Origin of the sequence: Halomonas sp. H2, assembly GCF_050215315.1 — a bacterium.
In the GTDB taxonomy this organism is placed as follows: Bacteria; Pseudomonadota; Gammaproteobacteria; order Pseudomonadales; family Halomonadaceae; genus Vreelandella.
The window spans coordinates 2220582-2236657 of sequence record NZ_CP189760.1; the positions used below are offsets into that span (position 1 = coordinate 2220582).

General features: G+C 53.7%; 15 protein-coding genes. 5 read left to right on the forward strand and 10 right to left on the reverse strand.

Annotation, left to right across the window (positions count from 1 at the left end):
- Positions 1-4 precede the first annotated feature (4 nt).
- Positions 5-526, reverse strand: coding sequence for a zinc ribbon-containing protein (locus ACQE2I_RS10330; RefSeq protein WP_427028026.1), 522 nt, complete (start codon positions 524-526; stop codon positions 5-7).
- A 161-nt stretch (positions 527-687) separates the two neighbouring features.
- Between ACQE2I_RS10330 and leuS the strand changes: the two genes are divergently transcribed.
- The 5 genes from leuS to ACQE2I_RS10355 all read left to right on the forward strand — a co-directional run bounded on the left by leuS (position 688) and on the right by ACQE2I_RS10355 (position 6295).
- Positions 688-3273: a leucine--tRNA ligase gene (gene leuS / locus ACQE2I_RS10335; protein ID WP_427028027.1), complete on the forward strand. Its 2586-nt coding sequence runs from the start codon at positions 688-690 to the stop codon at positions 3271-3273.
- Positions 3270-3764 carry a hypothetical protein gene (locus ACQE2I_RS10340; RefSeq protein WP_427028028.1) on the forward strand — a complete coding sequence of 165 codons (495 nt, stop codon included), beginning with the start codon at positions 3270-3272 and terminating at the stop codon, positions 3762-3764. The genes leuS and ACQE2I_RS10340 overlap by 4 nt, the downstream gene beginning before the upstream one ends.
- Entirely contained in the window at positions 3761-4828 is a 1068-nt protein-coding gene (gene holA, locus ACQE2I_RS10345; protein ID WP_427028029.1) for a DNA polymerase III subunit delta, read from the forward strand. The genes ACQE2I_RS10340 and holA overlap by 4 nt, the downstream gene beginning before the upstream one ends.
- Positions 4829-4946: 118 nt before the next feature.
- The gene (locus ACQE2I_RS10350; protein WP_427028030.1) at positions 4947-5351 is read left to right on the forward strand and encodes a PA2779 family protein; all 405 of its coding nucleotides are present in this window, start codon (positions 4947-4949) and stop codon (positions 5349-5351) included.
- A 14-nt stretch (positions 5352-5365) separates the two neighbouring features.
- Positions 5366-6295 (forward strand): PA2778 family cysteine peptidase, encoded by a 930-nt coding sequence (locus ACQE2I_RS10355; RefSeq protein ID WP_427028031.1) that lies wholly within the window; start codon positions 5366-5368, stop codon positions 6293-6295.
- 53 nt (positions 6296-6348) lie between these two features.
- Here ACQE2I_RS10355 and sthA read toward each other — a convergent pair whose 3' ends face one another.
- The 9 genes from sthA to ACQE2I_RS10400 all read right to left on the reverse strand — a co-directional run bounded on the left by sthA (position 6349) and on the right by ACQE2I_RS10400 (position 16061).
- On the reverse strand, positions 6349-7740 hold the full coding sequence (gene sthA / locus ACQE2I_RS10360; protein ID WP_427028032.1) for a Si-specific NAD(P)(+) transhydrogenase: 1392 nt from the start codon (positions 7738-7740) through the stop codon (positions 6349-6351).
- A gap of 59 nt (positions 7741-7799) precedes the next feature.
- Positions 7800-8054: a (Na+)-NQR maturation NqrM gene (gene nqrM, locus ACQE2I_RS10365; RefSeq protein WP_240719776.1), complete on the reverse strand. Its 255-nt coding sequence runs from the start codon at positions 8052-8054 to the stop codon at positions 7800-7802.
- Positions 8055-8275: 221 nt separating this feature from the next.
- The gene (gene nqrF, locus ACQE2I_RS10370; RefSeq protein WP_427028033.1) at positions 8276-9508 is read right to left on the reverse strand and encodes an NADH:ubiquinone reductase (Na(+)-transporting) subunit F; all 1233 of its coding nucleotides are present in this window, start codon (positions 9506-9508) and stop codon (positions 8276-8278) included.
- Between the two features lie 73 nt (positions 9509-9581).
- Positions 9582-10199 carry an NADH:ubiquinone reductase (Na(+)-transporting) subunit E gene (nqrE, locus tag ACQE2I_RS10375; protein WP_064233451.1) on the reverse strand — a complete coding sequence of 206 codons (618 nt, stop codon included), beginning with the start codon at positions 10197-10199 and terminating at the stop codon, positions 9582-9584.
- Position 10200: 1 nt separating this feature from the next.
- Entirely contained in the window at positions 10201-10869 is a 669-nt protein-coding gene (locus ACQE2I_RS10380) for an NADH:ubiquinone reductase (Na(+)-transporting) subunit D (protein ID WP_427028034.1), read from the reverse strand.
- Positions 10870-10871: 2 nt separating this feature from the next.
- Positions 10872-11693: a Na(+)-translocating NADH-quinone reductase subunit C gene (locus ACQE2I_RS10385; RefSeq protein WP_427028035.1), complete on the reverse strand. Its 822-nt coding sequence runs from the start codon at positions 11691-11693 to the stop codon at positions 10872-10874.
- The gene (locus ACQE2I_RS10390; RefSeq protein ID WP_427028036.1) at positions 11693-12919 is read right to left on the reverse strand and encodes an NADH:ubiquinone reductase (Na(+)-transporting) subunit B; all 1227 of its coding nucleotides are present in this window, start codon (positions 12917-12919) and stop codon (positions 11693-11695) included. Before ACQE2I_RS10390 ends, ACQE2I_RS10385 begins: the two co-directional genes overlap by 1 nt.
- Positions 12919-14298 carry a Na(+)-translocating NADH-quinone reductase subunit A gene (locus tag ACQE2I_RS10395; RefSeq protein ID WP_427028037.1) on the reverse strand — a complete coding sequence of 460 codons (1380 nt, stop codon included), beginning with the start codon at positions 14296-14298 and terminating at the stop codon, positions 12919-12921. Before ACQE2I_RS10395 ends, ACQE2I_RS10390 begins: the two co-directional genes overlap by 1 nt.
- Positions 14299-14606: 308 nt before the next feature.
- Entirely contained in the window at positions 14607-16061 is a 1455-nt protein-coding gene (locus ACQE2I_RS10400; RefSeq protein ID WP_427028038.1) for a glyceraldehyde-3-phosphate dehydrogenase, read from the reverse strand.
- Between the last annotated feature and the right edge of the window lie 15 nt (positions 16062-16076).

Here is a 16076-nt window from a genome sequence, read left to right on the forward strand (position 1 = left end):
CTTCTTAGGTCTCGATGATTTTGCTGGGGAAACGGTAGAAGTAGCGGTGGCCACACTGGTGACAGGGCTCCAGGCGGGCAACGTTTGGCAGCATTACCTGGGCGTCGCAGTGGGTGCAGGCCATCAGGCCGGGTGCTGCCATTTCGCCTTCACAATAGTCGGCACGGGCGGCTTCTAAGTTATCGTCAAAGCGTTCGCGCTCGACCACGCTGCGGTCCGCAATTGAAAGTAGCGACTCCGCCACGCGGCGGGAAAGAGCGTCAATATCGATGCCCAACCAACTGGCCACCTGCTTGCCGGTGTCGGCCATAAAGTAGCGCATGTCTTTAAGGTCACGCTCGACCCAGGCGCGCAGCAGAGCTAGCTCGTCTTTGGTGTACTCTGCAAGCTCCGATTCAAACTCGACCGCTTCGTCCAGATCCTTCTGCAAATTTTCCCAGGTTAGCTCGTTTGCGCCCCCTTGCATCCGCTCCAACAAACGTTCGTAACCTTCGCGAAGGCGATTGTCATTCTGTTGTTCACTCATGGTGCCTCTCCTTTTGTCGACGCCTGCGGTTTCCTATCATCGGCTTACCGTTCAAGGATACACCCGCATAGGATACAATCGACCTTACTTATCTGACAGATGTCATCTCACATTCACTTTGCGCCCCTTTTGGGCGAATACGCCAAGGCATTAATAAACCGATGGACGCACACTACAGCCCTCGTGATATCGAACGCGACGCCCAGCAGTACTGGGACAAACACCAGTGCTTTAAAGCCGTAGAGGACGCCAACCGCGAGAAGTTCTACTGCCTCTCCATGTTCCCCTACCCCAGCGGCAAGCTGCACATGGGCCACGTGCGTAATTACACTATCGGCGACGTTGTCTCTCGTTACCAGCGCATGCAAGGCAAAAACGTGATGCAGCCCATGGGCTGGGATGCCTTCGGTATGCCTGCGGAAAACGCCGCCATTCAGAACCAGGTACCGCCCGCCAAGTGGACCTATCAAAATATCGACTACATGCGCAATCAGTTGAAGGCGCTGGGCTTTGCCTACGACTGGAGCCGTGAATTCGCCACCTGCGATACTAGTTACTACCGCTGGGAGCAGTGGTTCTTCACCAAGCTGGTCGAGAAAGGTTTGGTGTATAAGAAGATGTCGACGGTTAACTGGGACCCGGTTGATCAAACCGTGCTCGCTAATGAGCAGGTCATCGATGGCCGGGGCTGGCGTTCCGGCGCACTGGTTGAGCGTAAAGAGATCCCGCTGTGGTTCTTGAAGATTACCGACTACGCCGATGAGCTGCTGGCTGACCTGGATAAAGTCGAGTGGCCCGAGCAGGTCAAAACCATGCAGCGCAACTGGATTGGTAAATCCCGTGGCGTTGAGCTGAGCTTTGATGTGAAAGGCGTTGATGGCCAAGCTAATGAACCGCTGGCGGTTTACACCACCCGCCCGGATACGCTGCTGGGCGTAACCTATGTGGCCGTTGCCGCTGGTCATCCGCTGGCCAAGCAGGCGGCGGAGCAAAACAGTGAGCTGGCGGCCTTCTGCGATGAATGCGCCAAGGGCGGCACCACTGAAGCCGAAATGGCCACCAAAGAGAAGAAAGGCATGCTCACCGGCCATGTAGCGGTGCACCCGCTGACTGGCGATGAAATGCCCGTTTACGTCGCCAACTTCGTACTGATGGAGTTTGGTACCGGCGCTGTCATGGCAGTTCCTGGCCACGACCAGCGCGACTGGGAGTTTGCCACCAAGTACGGCATTCCAATTAAAGCAGTGATTGCCGGTGAGAGCGGCCAGCCTGCGGATATTTCTGAAGCTGCCTACGCCGAGCACGGCACCTTGGTCAATTCTGGTGAATTCGATGGCCTGAGCTTTGAGCAAGCCTTTGACGCCATTGCCGCTAAGCTTTCAGAGCTTGGCCGTGGCGAAGTCAAAACCAACTACCGTCTGCGCGATTGGGGCGTTGCCCGCCAGCGCTACTGGGGCGCGCCGATTCCGGTTAAATATGGCCCGGAAGGTCAAACGGTACCGCTCACCGATGATGAGCTGCCGGTATCGCTGCCCATGGAAGTGACCGTGGATGCCTCAGGCTCGCCGCTGAAAAAGATGCCGGCGTTCTCTGACCTGGGCGACGGCTGGACCCGCGAAACCGACACCTTCGACACCTTTATGGAGTCGTCCTGGTACTACGCGCGCTTCTGCTGTGCTGATAACACGGAAGCCATGCTGGATGACCGCGCCAACTACTGGCTGCCGGTGGATCTCTATATCGGCGGTATCGAGCACGCCATTCTGCACCTGCTGTATGCGCGCTTCTTCCACAAGCTGATGCGTGATTTTGGCTTAGTCGATTCCGACGAGCCGTTCCAACAGTTGCTGACTCAGGGCATGGTGATCGCGGAAACCTTCTTCCGCCCTACCGCTAACGGCGGCAAGCAGTGGTTTAACCCGGCCGATGTAGAAGTGCAGCGTGACGATAAAGGCCGCCCGCTCAGCGCCGTTCTGATCAGCGACGGTGAGCCGGTGGAGATGGGCGGCATCGAGAAGATGTCCAAGTCGAAAAACAACGGCGTTGACCCACAGTCGATGATCGACAAGTTCGGCGCTGACACTGTACGCCTGTTTATGATGTTTGCCGCACCGCCCGAGCAGTCACTTGAGTGGTCGGATTCCGGTGTTGAAGGCGCCCACCGCTTCTTGAAGCGCCTGTGGCGCCAAGTTAACGAGCATCTGGCAGCCGGTACGCCTAGCACGCTGAACATCGACGCACTCAACGATGAGCAAAAAGCGCTACGTCGGAAAACCCACGAAACCATCAAGAAAGCCAGCGACGACATTGGCCGCCGCACCACCTTCAATACCGCGATTGCAGCGGTCATGGAGCTTTCCAACGCGATTGGTAAGTTCGAAGACACTTCTGAACTTGGCCTAGCGGTTAGCCGTGAAGCATTAGAAGCCTGTGTACTGCTGCTCTCGCCGATTACACCACACCTGTGCCACAGCCTGTGGGAATTGCTTGGCCACACGGGCCCGGCTATTGAAGCGCCTTGGCCGGTTCTTGATGAAAGCGCCCTTGCCCGCGACAGCATTGAGCTGGTGGTGCAGGTTAACGGTAAGCTACGCGCCCGCCTTGAGGTGCCTTCAAGTGCGGATAAAGCGTCTATCGAAAAACTCGCCATGGAACACGAAAACGTGCAGCGTTTCCTTGAGGGTAACAGCGTGCGTAAAGTGATCGTGGTGCCCGGCAAACTGGTTAATATCGTGGTGAGCGGATGAACCGACGCACTTTTCTAACCGCAAGCATCGCCGCCTCGGCGGCGGTGCTGCTCAGCGGTTGCGGATTTCAGCTACGCGGCAGTGAATCGCTGCCTACGCTGCCCACTCTCGCCTTGGAGGGCAACACCAATAGCGCCGTAGCCCAACAGGTGACGGCCCGCCTTCAGCAGCTTGGTACCCAGGTTGAGGTCGGGGCACCTTGGCGGGTAACGTTGGGCACGCCGTCGTTAAGCGAACGCCAGCTAGGCGGCGATGGCCGCGCCAGTCGTGAACATGAACTCACCCTAAGCACCTCGCTTTCGGTGCAAGCGCGCGCCTCTAATGCTTATCACATCAATAACGCGACGGTATCGACGAGTATGCGCATTCGGGTCAGCGATGATGACCTGCTCAACCGCGAAACGCTGATGATGGAAGCCGAGCAAACGCTGGCGCGTCAGCTCTCTCAACGTATTATCGAGCGCCTCACTTACGTTGAGGGCATGCAGTGAAGGTATTTGCTGATCAGCTACCCGCTGCGTTAGCAAAAAAGCTGCCCCGGGTAGTCATTGTCGCGGGCGATGAGCCCTTGCAGCACCGCGATGCCTGCGATGCGGTAAGGGCTGCCGCTCGCCAATCAGGCGTTGAAGAGCGCGAAGTGCTTGATGTTGAGCCCAACTTCGCCTGGGGCCGCTTGATGGAGATGTCCAGCAACCTCTCGCTGTTCGCGACCAGTAAGCTGCTGGAGCTAAGGCTGGGCAATCACAAGCTGGGCCAGGAAGGTAGCAAGGCATTGGCGCAGTATGCCGAGACGCTGGATAGCAGTGATGACGTACTACTCATCAGTATGGGCAAGCTCGACGCCAAGCAGCAAAAAACCGCCTGGTTTAAAACACTCGATAAACATGGCCTGTTTGTACCGGTTTGGCCGGTGGATGTCTCCCGGTTAGGTTATTGGCTGCGTGACCGCGCATCATTGCATGGCTTACAGATTGATCTGGACGCCGCCCGGCTGCTGGGCGATCGCACCGAGGGCAACTTGTTGGCGGCCGACCAGGAGCTGCAAAAGCTGGCGCTGATTCACCCTCAAGGCACGCGTTTAAACGTAGAAAGTATCGCCCAAGGTGTCGAGGACAGCACCCGCTTCGATGTTTTCAACTTGGCGGATGCCTGCCTAAAGGGCGTACCCAGCCGCGCTTCGCGCATTGTTAATGGCCTACGCAGTGAAGGCGTTGAAGCGCCGATTGTGCTGTGGGCGCTGACCCGTGAACTGCGCACACTACTCTCGCTGCACCAACATATTGATCAAGGGCAAAGCTTTGAGCATGCCTGTAAAAGCCAAAAGCCGATGATTTTTGATAAGCGTCGCCCGGCCTATCAAAAGGCCATCAGTCGTCTGCCTATGAAGCGGCTACATAAGCTGCTGTTAATGGCCCAACGGCTCGATTTAGCCGTTAAGGGAGCGGCGGCGGTACCGCTATGGCCAGGCTTACACGATTTGGCAATGACCATGGCCGGTGGCCGCGGGCTGTTATCCGAAACCGCCTGGACCTATCGTATTAGTGCAAATAATTAGCACTTTGCATTTTAAGCTTAAAAATCAGTCTATTTGTTTCTATACTCATAGCGCGTGTAACTATAGATCAGGCCAAAAAAGCTTGTTCCCTCCCGACTAGTCTATAAGGAAGAAGACGATGAAAACATTGCGTGCTTACCTCTCTACCCTACTCATTGCCGCACTCGTGATTACCAGCCTACCTGTCGCTGCCGCCCCAGCTGCACCTCAATCAATGGATTTAGTCTCTACCCAATCTGTTTTGGCAGGTGATCGTGCTGGCGCAGACCGTGAACGCATCAACGAAGTCCTGGCCCGCGCCGATGTGCAGGATCAACTGCTAAAACAGGGTGTTGATCTGGACGAAGTAGATGCGCGCGTTGCTGCACTTAGCGATGCTGAAGCCCAGCAGATGGCCGAACAGCTTGAGCAACTGCCTGCCGGCGCTGGTGGTGGCGTGATTGGTGCCCTATTTGCGGTATTTATTATCTTACTCGTCACCGATATTCTGGGCCTAACCGACGTATATCCGTTTACTCGTTAATATATAGGCAACACATGACCTATCTGCTTACTAACGCCCGCTTTGCGGGCGTTTTTCTTATGCTTTTACTACTTAGCGGCTGTGCGCGAAATCCAGTATTACTGCAAAGCACTTATCAAGCGCTACCGCCCCATGCAGAAATCACCAGCGTGCCGTTTTATGCCCAAACAGAATTTCAATGCGGCCCCGCCACGTTGGCGATGGTACTCAATCATCAAGATATCGAGACAGATGTTGAGCAACTGATCCCACAAGTATTCTTGCCGGAGCGCGATGGCAGCGTACAGCCTGAAATGCTCGCTACCGTGCGCCGTTATGAGCAGCTAGCTTATCCTATTCGCGGCACGATGGATGCTCTGTTAGGCCACTTGGCAGCGGGAGATCCCGTGGTGGTCATGCAAAATTTATCATTGCCCATTTACCCCATGTGGCACTACGCTGTCGCGATTGGCTACGACCTGCCCAACGAAACTCTGATCCTGCGCAGTGGCGAGGTTGAGCGCCATACCATGTCGTTTAGCCGCTTTGACGCGACCTGGGCACGTACTGAACGTTGGGGGTTTGTCATTGCCGCTCCAGGCACTCTACCTGCGGGCATAACCGCCCGTAACGCGCTAGAGGCGATTAGCGCCTATGAGGAGAGCCACGGGCCTGAGGCCACGCTTTCAAGCTGGCAAGCGTTCGTAGAGCGTCATCCTGGCAATGCAATGGGGCAGTTTGCGCTGGGCAACGCCTTTTACGCCGACCAGCAACCCGACCAGGCACGCGAAGCGTTTGAGCGCGCAACCGAACTTGATGAAGAGATGGGTGCCGCTTGGCTGAATCTAGGCCTGTTACTGCTACAAAGCGATGCGCCTGAGAATGCACGCGAGGCGCTCACCAACGCTGCCGCTATTGCAGGTGACTGGCAAACTCGGGCACAGCAGTTACTAGATGAAATTTGAGATGTGAGCGTTTTACTGGAAGTACGTTCAAGTACTCCCAGCATTAAAACGGATTAGAAAACTCGGTTCAAACCGTTCTGCGCCGCCACCCGATACGCCTCTGCCATAGTGGGATAGTTAAAGGTGGTATTGACGAAGTACTTGAGCGTATTGGCATCGCCCTCTTGCTGCATGATCGCTTGGCCGATATGCAGAATTTCAGAGGCCTGATCGCCAAAGCAGTGAATCCCCAATATTTCCAGTGTGTCCTGATGAAAGAGGATTTTAAGCATGCCAACCGTGTCGCCGGTAATCTGCGCACGGGCGGTATCTTTGAAAAAAGCTTTGCCAACTTCGTAGGGCACTTTTGCTTCGGTCAGCTCGCGCTCATTAGGGCCAAAGGAGCTGATTTCGGGAATGGTATAAATCCCGGTCGGCACATCGCTGACAAAACGATACTCTTTATCGAGCAACTCATTACATGAGTTCAAACCCTGGTCATAGGCGGCGCTCGCCAGGCTTGGCCAGCCGATTACATCACCCGCCGCATAAACGTGGGGCAGCTCGGTACGGTAGTGCTCATCAACGCTGAGCTGGCCACGCCCATTGGCGTTAAGGCCAATATTCTCCAAGCCTAAACTGTCGGTATTACCGGTTCGGCCGTTGGCCCATAAAAACGCGTCTGCACGTATTTTCTTACCCGACTTGAGACGCACGACGACGCCTGATTCATCGCCCTCAACACTTTCATACTCTTCATTATGACGCACTAACACACCGTGCTTGCGCAAATGGTAGGAGAGCGCATCGCTAATCTCGTCATCCAAGAATGATAGTAGGCTATCGCGGTTATTAATCAGATCGACCTTGACCCCTAACCCAGAAAAAATTGACGCATACTCACAGCCAATCACCCCGGCCCCAAAAATCACCAATGTGCGCGGGGTATGCGAGAGGCTCAAAATCGTATCAGAACAGTAAATGCGCGGATGGCGGAAGTTAATATCCGCAGGGCGATAGGGGCGCGAGCCGGTGGCAATCACAACTTTCTTGGCCACTAGCTCTTCCATGCCTTCCTGGCTGTCACGCACCACTAGGGTGTGCTCATCTTTAAACCGGGCGACGCCATGAAACAGGTCAATACGGTTACGCGCATAGAAAGTGGTACGCATTTCGACCTGTTTGTCGATAGTGCCGCGTGAGCGTTCCATCACTTTAGGAAAGGAGAACCAACGTGGCTCACCAATATCGCGGAACATACGGTTGGTGTTGAACGCCAAAATCTGCTTGACCTGATGGCGCAACGCTTTGGAAGGAATCGTTCCCCAGTGGGTGCAGTTGCCCCCAACCTGAGCCTGCTTTTCAATAATCGCCACGCGCTTGCCATGTTTTGCGGCGTTAATAGCAGCACTTTCTCCCGCAGGTCCCGTACCAATAACCACGACATCGTAATTATGAACCGCCATACTCTGTGCGTCTCCTGTTCCCGTTTATTCAGCGCGCTGCTTACTGCAATGTCGTTTTATTAGCGGCGTGACGCGTCGTAGCCTAAATCGGCACCGCGGCTCTCGTCGCTACGACGGCGAACGCTGCCACGCTTGCGATTCTCTTCTTCGCAGACCTCATCTTTGCCACCACAAATGTCGCAGCCGTCTTTCATGCCTATTTGATTCAAGCCCCCACAAGAGCCAGCAATCGGCTTACGACCCATAATGACGCCAACGGCCATAACACCCATGATCAGTGCCATAAAGCCGAATACCAGTAGCCAAATCGCCATATCAATCTCCCAGCGTTACATTGTCTAGCTTTAAATTATTTGCCTCACCTGCCGACAACAGTCGTTCAGATAAGTGCCTCACGGTCTTTATTCACTGCCCTATTGTACCTCAGCCGCGCTGTTCATATCAGCGCTTGGAGCGGGTCTTGATCTATAAACAAACGGGGCCAGCCTAAAAGGCCAGCCCCGCTTATCGCTACAATCGACATTACACCGACTGATTAGCCACCGAAATCATCCAGCAGAATGTTTTCTGGCTCTACCCCTAAGTCAAGCAGCAGCTTGATAACCGAGGCGTTCATCATCGGCGGCCCACACATGTAGTATTCACAATCTTCAGGCGCTGGGTGATCCTTCAGATAGTTTTCGTACAGCACGTTATGGATAAAGCCTGTGGGGCCTTCCCAGTTATCTTCTGGCTGGGCATCAGAAAGCGCCAAGTGCCACTCAAAGTTGGGGAACTCTTCGGCTAACTGATCGTACTCTTCGTTGTAGAAGGTTTCACGCCAGGAGCGTGCGCCATACCAGAAGCTAATCTTGCGGTCAGACTTCAAACGCTTCAACTGATCGAAGATATGACTACGCATCGGCGCCATGCCCGCACCACCACCGACAAAGATCATCTCAGCGTCAGTATCACGGGCAAAGAATTCACCGAACGGCCCCATCACCGTGACCTTATCACCCTCTTTTAGATTGAAGACGAAGGTGGACATCAGGCCAGGCGGATGGTTAGTGCCAGGAGGCGGTGTCGCAATACGGATGTTGAACTTGAGGATACCCTTTTCATCGGGGTAGTTCGCCATGGAGTAGGCGCGAATCACTTCCTCGTTGCTCTTATGGGAAACTTTGAACATATCAAATTTTTCCCAATCACCCCGGTACTCCTCATCAATATCAAAGTCAGAGAAGTTGATATCATAAGGAGGTGCGACAAGCTGTACGTAACCACCGGCGCGGAAGGCCACTTCTTCGCCTTCAGGCAGCTTCAGATTCAGCTCTTTGATAAAGGTGGCAACGTTGGGGTTAGCGATAACCTCGCATTCCCACTTTTTCACCCCAAAGACTTCTTCAGGTACTTCTACCTTCATGTCCTGCTTCACAGGCACCTGACAAGATAGACGCCAGCCCTCTTTCTTCTCACGCATGGTGAAGTGCGACTCTTCGGTAGGCAGAATAGAGCCACCGCCCTCTTCTACACGGCACTTGCACTGGGCGCATGAACCACCGCCACCACAGGCGGAAGAGAGGAAAATACCGTTAGCGGCAAGCGTATTTAGTAGCTTACCACCGGCCTGAGTACTTAAGGTATGCTCAGGGTCGCCGTTGACCTCGATGGTCACGTCCCCGCTACTCACAAGCTTGCTGCGCGCTGCCAGAATGATCGCCGTTAAACTAATAACGATGATCGTGAACATGACAACACCGAGCAAGATGACTGTTGTATCAACCATGTCGGTTTCCTATTGCTGGCGGTTTTGATTACCCAGCGGCACACTTGGCACCGCTGAGCAAAACCGGCTCCGATTAAAGCTGAATGCCTGAGAAGGACATAAAGCCCAACGACATCAGACCCACGGTGATGAAAGTAATGCCCAGCCCTTGTAGGCCACCCGGCACGTCGCTGTACTTCAGCTTTTCACGAATACCTGCTAGGGCGGCAATTGCCAGCGCCCAGCCGGTGCCCGCGCCAAAGCCATATACCACGGCTTCACCAAAGTTATAGCTACGCTCGACCATAAACAGTACGCCACCAAGAATGGCGCAGTTAACGGTAATTAGCGGCAGAAACACCCCTAGTGCGTTGTAGAGCGTCGGTACATACTTATCAAGGAACATCTCCATGATTTGTACCAGTGCAGCAATAACGCCGATATAAGAGAGCAAACCAAGGAAGGACAAATCAATATTTTCAGCACCGCTAATACCGGTCCAGGTCAATGCGCCTTCTTGCAGCAAGAAGGTATAGACAAGGTTATTAACCGGCACGGTGACGGTTAGCACCACAATAACCGCAATGCCCAAGCCAATCGCTGAGGAAACCTTTTTGGACACTGCCAAGAAAGTACACATCCCCAGGAAGAAGGCCAGTGCCATGTTTTCAACAAACACCGAGGCAACAAAAAGACTCAGATAATGTTCCATGTTACACGGCCTCCTTGGGCTTGGTGTTTTCCTTCATTTTGAACTCATTATCTTCTACTTGCTCAGGGTTAACAGAACGCATCACCCAGATCAGCAGGCCGATAATAAAGAACGCGGAAGGCGGCAGTAACAGCAAGCCGTTGGGCACGTACCAACCACCGTTTTGCACGGTTTGCAGAATAGTGATGCCAAATACGCTGCCTGAACCTAGCAGCTCACGGAAGAAACCCACGACCATAAGCACAAAGCCGTAGCCCAGGCCGTTGCCGATACCGTCTAAAAACGACATACCTGGGGTGTTTGACATCGCAAAACCTTCTGCACGCCCCATGACGATACAGTTGGTAATGATCAGGCCCACAAACACGGAGAGCTGCTTGGACATCTCATAGGCATACGCTTTCAGAATCTGATCGACCACGATAACCAGCGAGGCAATAATAGTCATCTGCACGATAATACGAATCGAAGAGGGAATATGATTCCTGATCAACGATACGAACAGATTTGAAAATGCCGTTACGAAAATAACCGCCAGCGCCATAACGAGCGATACGCTCATACTGGTGGTTACCGCAAGTGCCGAACAGATCCCCAGAATTTGCAGCGCAATAGGGTTGTTCTGGAAAATCGGCGCTGTTAAAACGCCTTTTGCATTTAAGTCCGCCATGATCAGGCCCCCTCAACGTCTTCGAAGTCGGTCTCGGTCTCTTCGGCGTCTTCCGGCTCAGTACCACTGCGGAATTTAGCCAAATAAGGTCCGAATGCTTCTTCGCTTAACCAGAACTGCAGCATGTTGGTTACGCCGTTACTGGTCAGCGTAGCGCCAGATAGCGCATCTACTTCGTATTCGCTGCTAGCGCCGCCCTTGGTCAGGTGAATTTCCGGTGAGAGGTCGCCCTCTTCATCGTAAACTTTCTTACCTTCCCACTGCGCTTGCCAGCGCGGATTGTTCACTTCAGCGCCCAGGCCTGGCGTTTCGCTGTGCTCGTAATAGGTGATACTAACGATGGTATTACCATCGCCTTCTACGGCCAGGAAGCCACTCATCAGACCCCAAAGGCCTTGCCCACGAATCGGCAGTACAATCTGCTCAGGGTCATCTTCACCGCCAATCAGATATACCGTCGCATAGTTTTCTACCCGCGACAGACCTGCAATGTCTTGGTCACCGGATAAAGTACGGCCCGAAGCAGGATCTCTCGCCGCCTCAAAACTATCGTAGGTATCAGGGTCAAACTCATCAGAGTATTCGCCAGTATCCAGGTCAACGACCCGCGCGGTAATCTCTTCCCCAAACACCGCTTCAACGTCCATGCCAGGCTCGTAAAGCTTGGCAACGTTCAGGATATTGGTTTTACGGTCGAGCTCCTGATTGAGCTGTTGGGCCGGTCGCAGTGCGACCGCCGCTGTCGAGACAATGACGGAACACACGATACACAGTGAGAACGCCACTATCAGGATCTTTTTGATGGAGTTGTTACCTTGTGCCATTAGGCAGTCTCCTCGGCCGGTACACCGGTACGCTTAATGCGACGCTTGATGTTGGCCTGAACGAAGAAGTGGTCAATCAGCGGTGCAAACAGGTTAGCGAATAGAATCGCCAACATGATGCCTTCCGGGAAAGCCGGGTTCACAACGCGAATCAAAACGGTCATTACACCAATCAGCGCACCAAACAGCAGTCGGCCTTGGTTGGTCATAGAGGCCGACACAGGGTCAGTCGCCATAAACACCATACCAAAGGCAAAACCACCGATGACCAAGTGCCAATACCACGGCATGGCAAACATGGCGTTGGTCTCAGAACCGATCAGGTTAAACAGCGTGCTGGTGGCCACCATGCCGAGGAAAACCCCCAACATGATTCGCCACGATGCAATCCGTGTCCAAAGCAGCACAGCGGCGCCGATAAAGATCGCCAGCGTAGAGACTTCACCTACGGAACCTGGGATAAAGCCAAGGAAGGCGTCCCACCAGCTAAAGGCGTCCGTTAGCGCAGACATACCGTCCTGGAACGCTAAAGAAAGTGCCGTTGCGCCGGTATAGCCATCGGCGGCAACCCATACCGCATCACCCGAGATTTGCGCTGGGTAGGCAAAGTAGAGAAACGCGCGGCCAGTCAGCGCGGGGTTCAAAAAGTTCTTGCCCGTGCCGCCGAAGATCTCTTTACCGATGACGACACCGAAGGTGATACCCAGCGCGACCTGCCAAAGCGGGATAGTCGCGGGCAATACCAACGCAAATAGCACGGAAGTGACGAAGAAGCCTTCATTCACTTCGTGGCCACGCTTGATGGCAAACAGTACTTCCCAGAAACCACCGACCACGAACGTGACCAGGTAGATAGGTAAGAAGTAGGTAGCGCCGAGAACAAAATTAGCCCAAAAGCTACTGGCATCGTGCCCGGATGCCAAGGTCATCATAATCGCTTCGCGCCAGCCACCCATAGAGGCGTAGCCCGCATCAACTGCCGTGTTGGCCTGCCAACCCGCGCTCCACATACCGAACAACATGGCCGGGAAGGTACATAGCCACACGGTAATCATAATACGCTTAAGATCGATACCGTCGCGCACGTGAGCGGTGGTTTTAGCCACGCTCGGCGGCGAATAGAAAATAGTATCGACCGCTTCAAATAGCGGGTAGAACTTTTCGTACTTTCCGCCTTTGTGGAAATGCGGCTCGATATTTTGGAGTGTCTGTTGAATACCCATCATCAGGCCTCTTTCTCGATCATGGTGAGATTGTCACGCAGGATGGGGCCGTACTCGTATTTGCCGGGGCAAGCATACGTGCACAGTGCCAGATCCTCTTCATCCAGCTCCAGACACCCAAGCTGCATGGCAGCCTCAATGTCGCCCACGATCAACGAACGCAGAAGCTGAGTTGGCATGATATCCAGCGGCATCACCGTCTCGTAAGCACCTACCGGCACCATCGCACGCTCGGAGCCATTGGTAGAGGTGGTCGGCGCGTAATTACTTAGCCCCTTGAACTTGGAGATATAAATACCCAAGACCGAGTGACGATTAGCACCAGGCGATAGCCAACCCAAGAAAGTGCGCTTATTGCCTTCTTCCAGCAAGCTCACTTGGTTGTTGAAGCGGCCTAAGTAAGTCAACTTACCTTCGGCGGAAAAACCGGAGAATACAGAACCACAAATGACGCGAGTGTCATCTGGTTTGATGACTTCTTCGGCCAGGAGTTCATCCGTGCTGGCGCCGACACGCGTACGTATCAGGCGCGGATTTTCAGCACGTGGGCCACCGACAGCCACTACGCGGCTCATATCCAGCTTGCCTTCCACAAAGAACTTACCGAACGCGATAACGTCCTGATAGCCGATGTGCCACACCTTTTTATGCAGTGCGACAGGGGACAGGAAATGGATGTGAGTGCCGACTAAACCGGCGGGATGCGGACCAGCAAAGCTTTCGGCTTTTACGCCGTCAACATCGCCACCCGGAATCGAGGCATTCTCGCCCGTACCCTTTTCACCTGTACCCTTTTCACCTGTACATAGAAAGACGTTGCCCTCGGTAAGGCGCGCTAACACCTTGAGGCCATCTTCAAATGCCTGCGGCTGCTCATTAATAATCAGCGCGGGGTCAGGGCTAAGTGGATGAGTATCGATAGCCGTTACAAAAATATCGGCTGGGGTGCTATCGATTGCCGGAGTCCGCGAGAAAGGACGCGTGCGCAACGCGGTCCAGAGCCCCGACTCCACCAGTTGGTCAACAACGACCTGGCGTTCAAGCTGCGCTAAGGCATTACGATCGTGAGCAGCGAATTCAACCGCTTCCTCAGTTTCGTCGACTTTAATTACCACAGATAGCAAACGACGTTTTTCGCCACGGTTTATTGCAAGCACTTCACCAGCAGCAGGCGCTGTGTAGCGCACACCATCAATTTTCTTGTCGGTGAAGAGCAATTGGCCTAGTTTGACCTTATCCCCTTCCTGAACTTCCATTGTTGGCTTCATGCCAACGTAGTCGGTACCCAGGATTGCCACGTGGCGCACAGACCGCGCATCTTCAATACGCTGCTCGGGCGCTCCCGTGATGGGGAGATCCAGGCCTTTTTTGACTTCGATCATAGTCTCGCCCAGTTGTTGGATCGGATATACGAAGGTATGGGGTTCGAATGCTTATTTTCTGCTCAGTGAATTGTTTGTTTTCTGCTCAGATTGTTACCAGTCCGGCCCAAGCAGCACTTGAACCACCCCGAAAAATCCCTCGTATTATAAAGACAACCGCGTCCAATGACCACATCCCTGAGCATCGTCTAAAGTGCTATAGACATTGAAAAAGGGCCCAATAGTGGCAAAAAAACGCCACCCGAAGGTGGCGTTGATAGCAGCTTACCGACTGGCAGGCCCGTATCAGGCCAAACTGGCGCAATATTTTAGCGTGGCAGTTTCAAAAACCGAACATTCGACATCTGCTGTAAAATACGCACAACTTGGCAACTGTAGCCAAATTCATTGTCGTACCACATATATACGACCGCATGGTGACCATTCGCGATGGTCGCTTTGGCATCGACGATACCGGCATGGCGATTGCCTACGAAGTCCGACGACACCACTTCCGCTGAGTCAACGTAGTCAATCTGCTTCTGGTAGGCGGAATCAATCGACATACGACGCAAATAGTCATTGAGCGCGTTGGCGTCGGTGGTTTTGTCTAACGTCAGGTTGAGAATCGCCATGGAAACGTTGGGGATTGGTACACGAATGGCATTACCGGTTAGCTTGCCCTCAAGTTCAGGTAGCGCTTTAGACACCGCTTTCGCCGCGCCTGTTTCGGTCAATACCATGTTCAGCGCCGCACTGCGGCCACGACGATCGCCCTTATGGTAGTTGTCGATCAGGTTTTGGTCGTTGGTGTAAGCGTGCACGGTTTCCACGTGACCATTGACCACACCGTACTCGTCGTTAAGTACCTTCAATACCGGAACGATCGCATTGGTGGTGCAAGAAGCAGCAGAGACGATGAGATCACTATCGCCAATGGATTCGTGGTTAATACCGTAAACGATGTTTTTAATATCGCCTTTACCCGGCGCAGTTAGCAGCGCTTTGGCAGCGCCTTTACACTTCAGGTGCTGGCCCAAGCCCTCTTCATCGCGCCAGATACCGGTATTATCAACAATCACAGCATTGTGGATATCGTATTCGGTGTAATCGACCTCGCTGGGCGAATCGGCGTAGATCACCTGAATAACATTGCCGTTGACCGTCAGCGTGCGAGCCTCTGCATCGACCATGATGGTGCCGTCAAAGGGCCCATGCACTGAGTCACGACGCAGCAGGCTCGCGCGCTTTTCAAGGTCTTTAGCCACATCGCCGCGACCACGCACCACAATAGCGCGCAAACGCAGTAAGTTGCCGCCGCCCGCCTTTTCAACCATCACCCGCGCTAGCAAGCGGCCAATACGGCCAAAACCGTAGAGCACCACATCTTGGGGCTCGCCAGTACTGGCGCCTGGCTGATAGCCATCAATAATTTCGTGCAGCTCTTTACGCAGGAATGTTTCTACATCACCGCCGTCCTGGCGCTTAAACATTACTGCGAGCTTGCCCACATCGACATGCGCGGGACCAAGGTTCAAAGCCACCATGCCCTTCACAATGGGGTAGGTATCTTCAACCAAGAGCTCAGTGCCTTCTAATTTGCGCACGAAACGGTGGTCTTTAAGGATACGAATAACCGACCGTTTGATCAGCGAACGTCCGAACATGGTGGCAACGACATTATTCTGACGATAGAGCTGCCCCACTAATGGGATCATTTGCTCCGCCAAGGCTTCGTTACCTTGCCATTCTTGAAAAACGTTTTCGAGCGCTTGCTGACTCACGTGCGGCCTCATCAT

Bases quoted from the DNA above. Each gene is read 5' to 3' on its own strand.
- ACQE2I_RS10330 (WP_427028026.1), bottom strand. From the start codon at position 526: ATGAGTGAACAACAGAATGACAATCGCCTTCGCGAAGGTTACGAACGT.
- leuS (WP_427028027.1), top strand. From the start codon at position 688: ATGGACGCACACTACAGCCCTCGTGATATCGAACGCGACGCCCAGCAG.
- ACQE2I_RS10340 (WP_427028028.1), top strand. From the start codon at position 3,270: ATGAACCGACGCACTTTTCTAACCGCAAGCATCGCCGCCTCGGCGGCG.
- ACQE2I_RS10350 (WP_427028030.1), top strand. From the start codon at position 4,947: ATGAAAACATTGCGTGCTTACCTCTCTACCCTACTCATTGCCGCACTC.
- ACQE2I_RS10355 (WP_427028031.1), top strand. From the start codon at position 5,366: ATGACCTATCTGCTTACTAACGCCCGCTTTGCGGGCGTTTTTCTTATG.
- sthA (WP_427028032.1), bottom strand. From the start codon at position 7,740: ATGGCGGTTCATAATTACGATGTCGTGGTTATTGGTACGGGACCTGCG.
- nqrM (WP_240719776.1), bottom strand. From the start codon at position 8,054: ATGGCGATTTGGCTACTGGTATTCGGCTTTATGGCACTGATCATGGGT.
- nqrF (WP_427028033.1), bottom strand. From the start codon at position 9,508: ATGGTTGATACAACAGTCATCTTGCTCGGTGTTGTCATGTTCACGATC.
- nqrE (WP_064233451.1), bottom strand. From the start codon at position 10,199: ATGGAACATTATCTGAGTCTTTTTGTTGCCTCGGTGTTTGTTGAAAAC.
- ACQE2I_RS10380 (WP_427028034.1), bottom strand. From the start codon at position 10,869: ATGGCGGACTTAAATGCAAAAGGCGTTTTAACAGCGCCGATTTTCCAG.
- ACQE2I_RS10385 (WP_427028035.1), bottom strand. From the start codon at position 11,693: ATGGCACAAGGTAACAACTCCATCAAAAAGATCCTGATAGTGGCGTTC.
- ACQE2I_RS10390 (WP_427028036.1), bottom strand. From the start codon at position 12,919: ATGATGGGTATTCAACAGACACTCCAAAATATCGAGCCGCATTTCCAC.
- ACQE2I_RS10395 (WP_427028037.1), bottom strand. From the start codon at position 14,298: ATGATCGAAGTCAAAAAAGGCCTGGATCTCCCCATCACGGGAGCGCCC.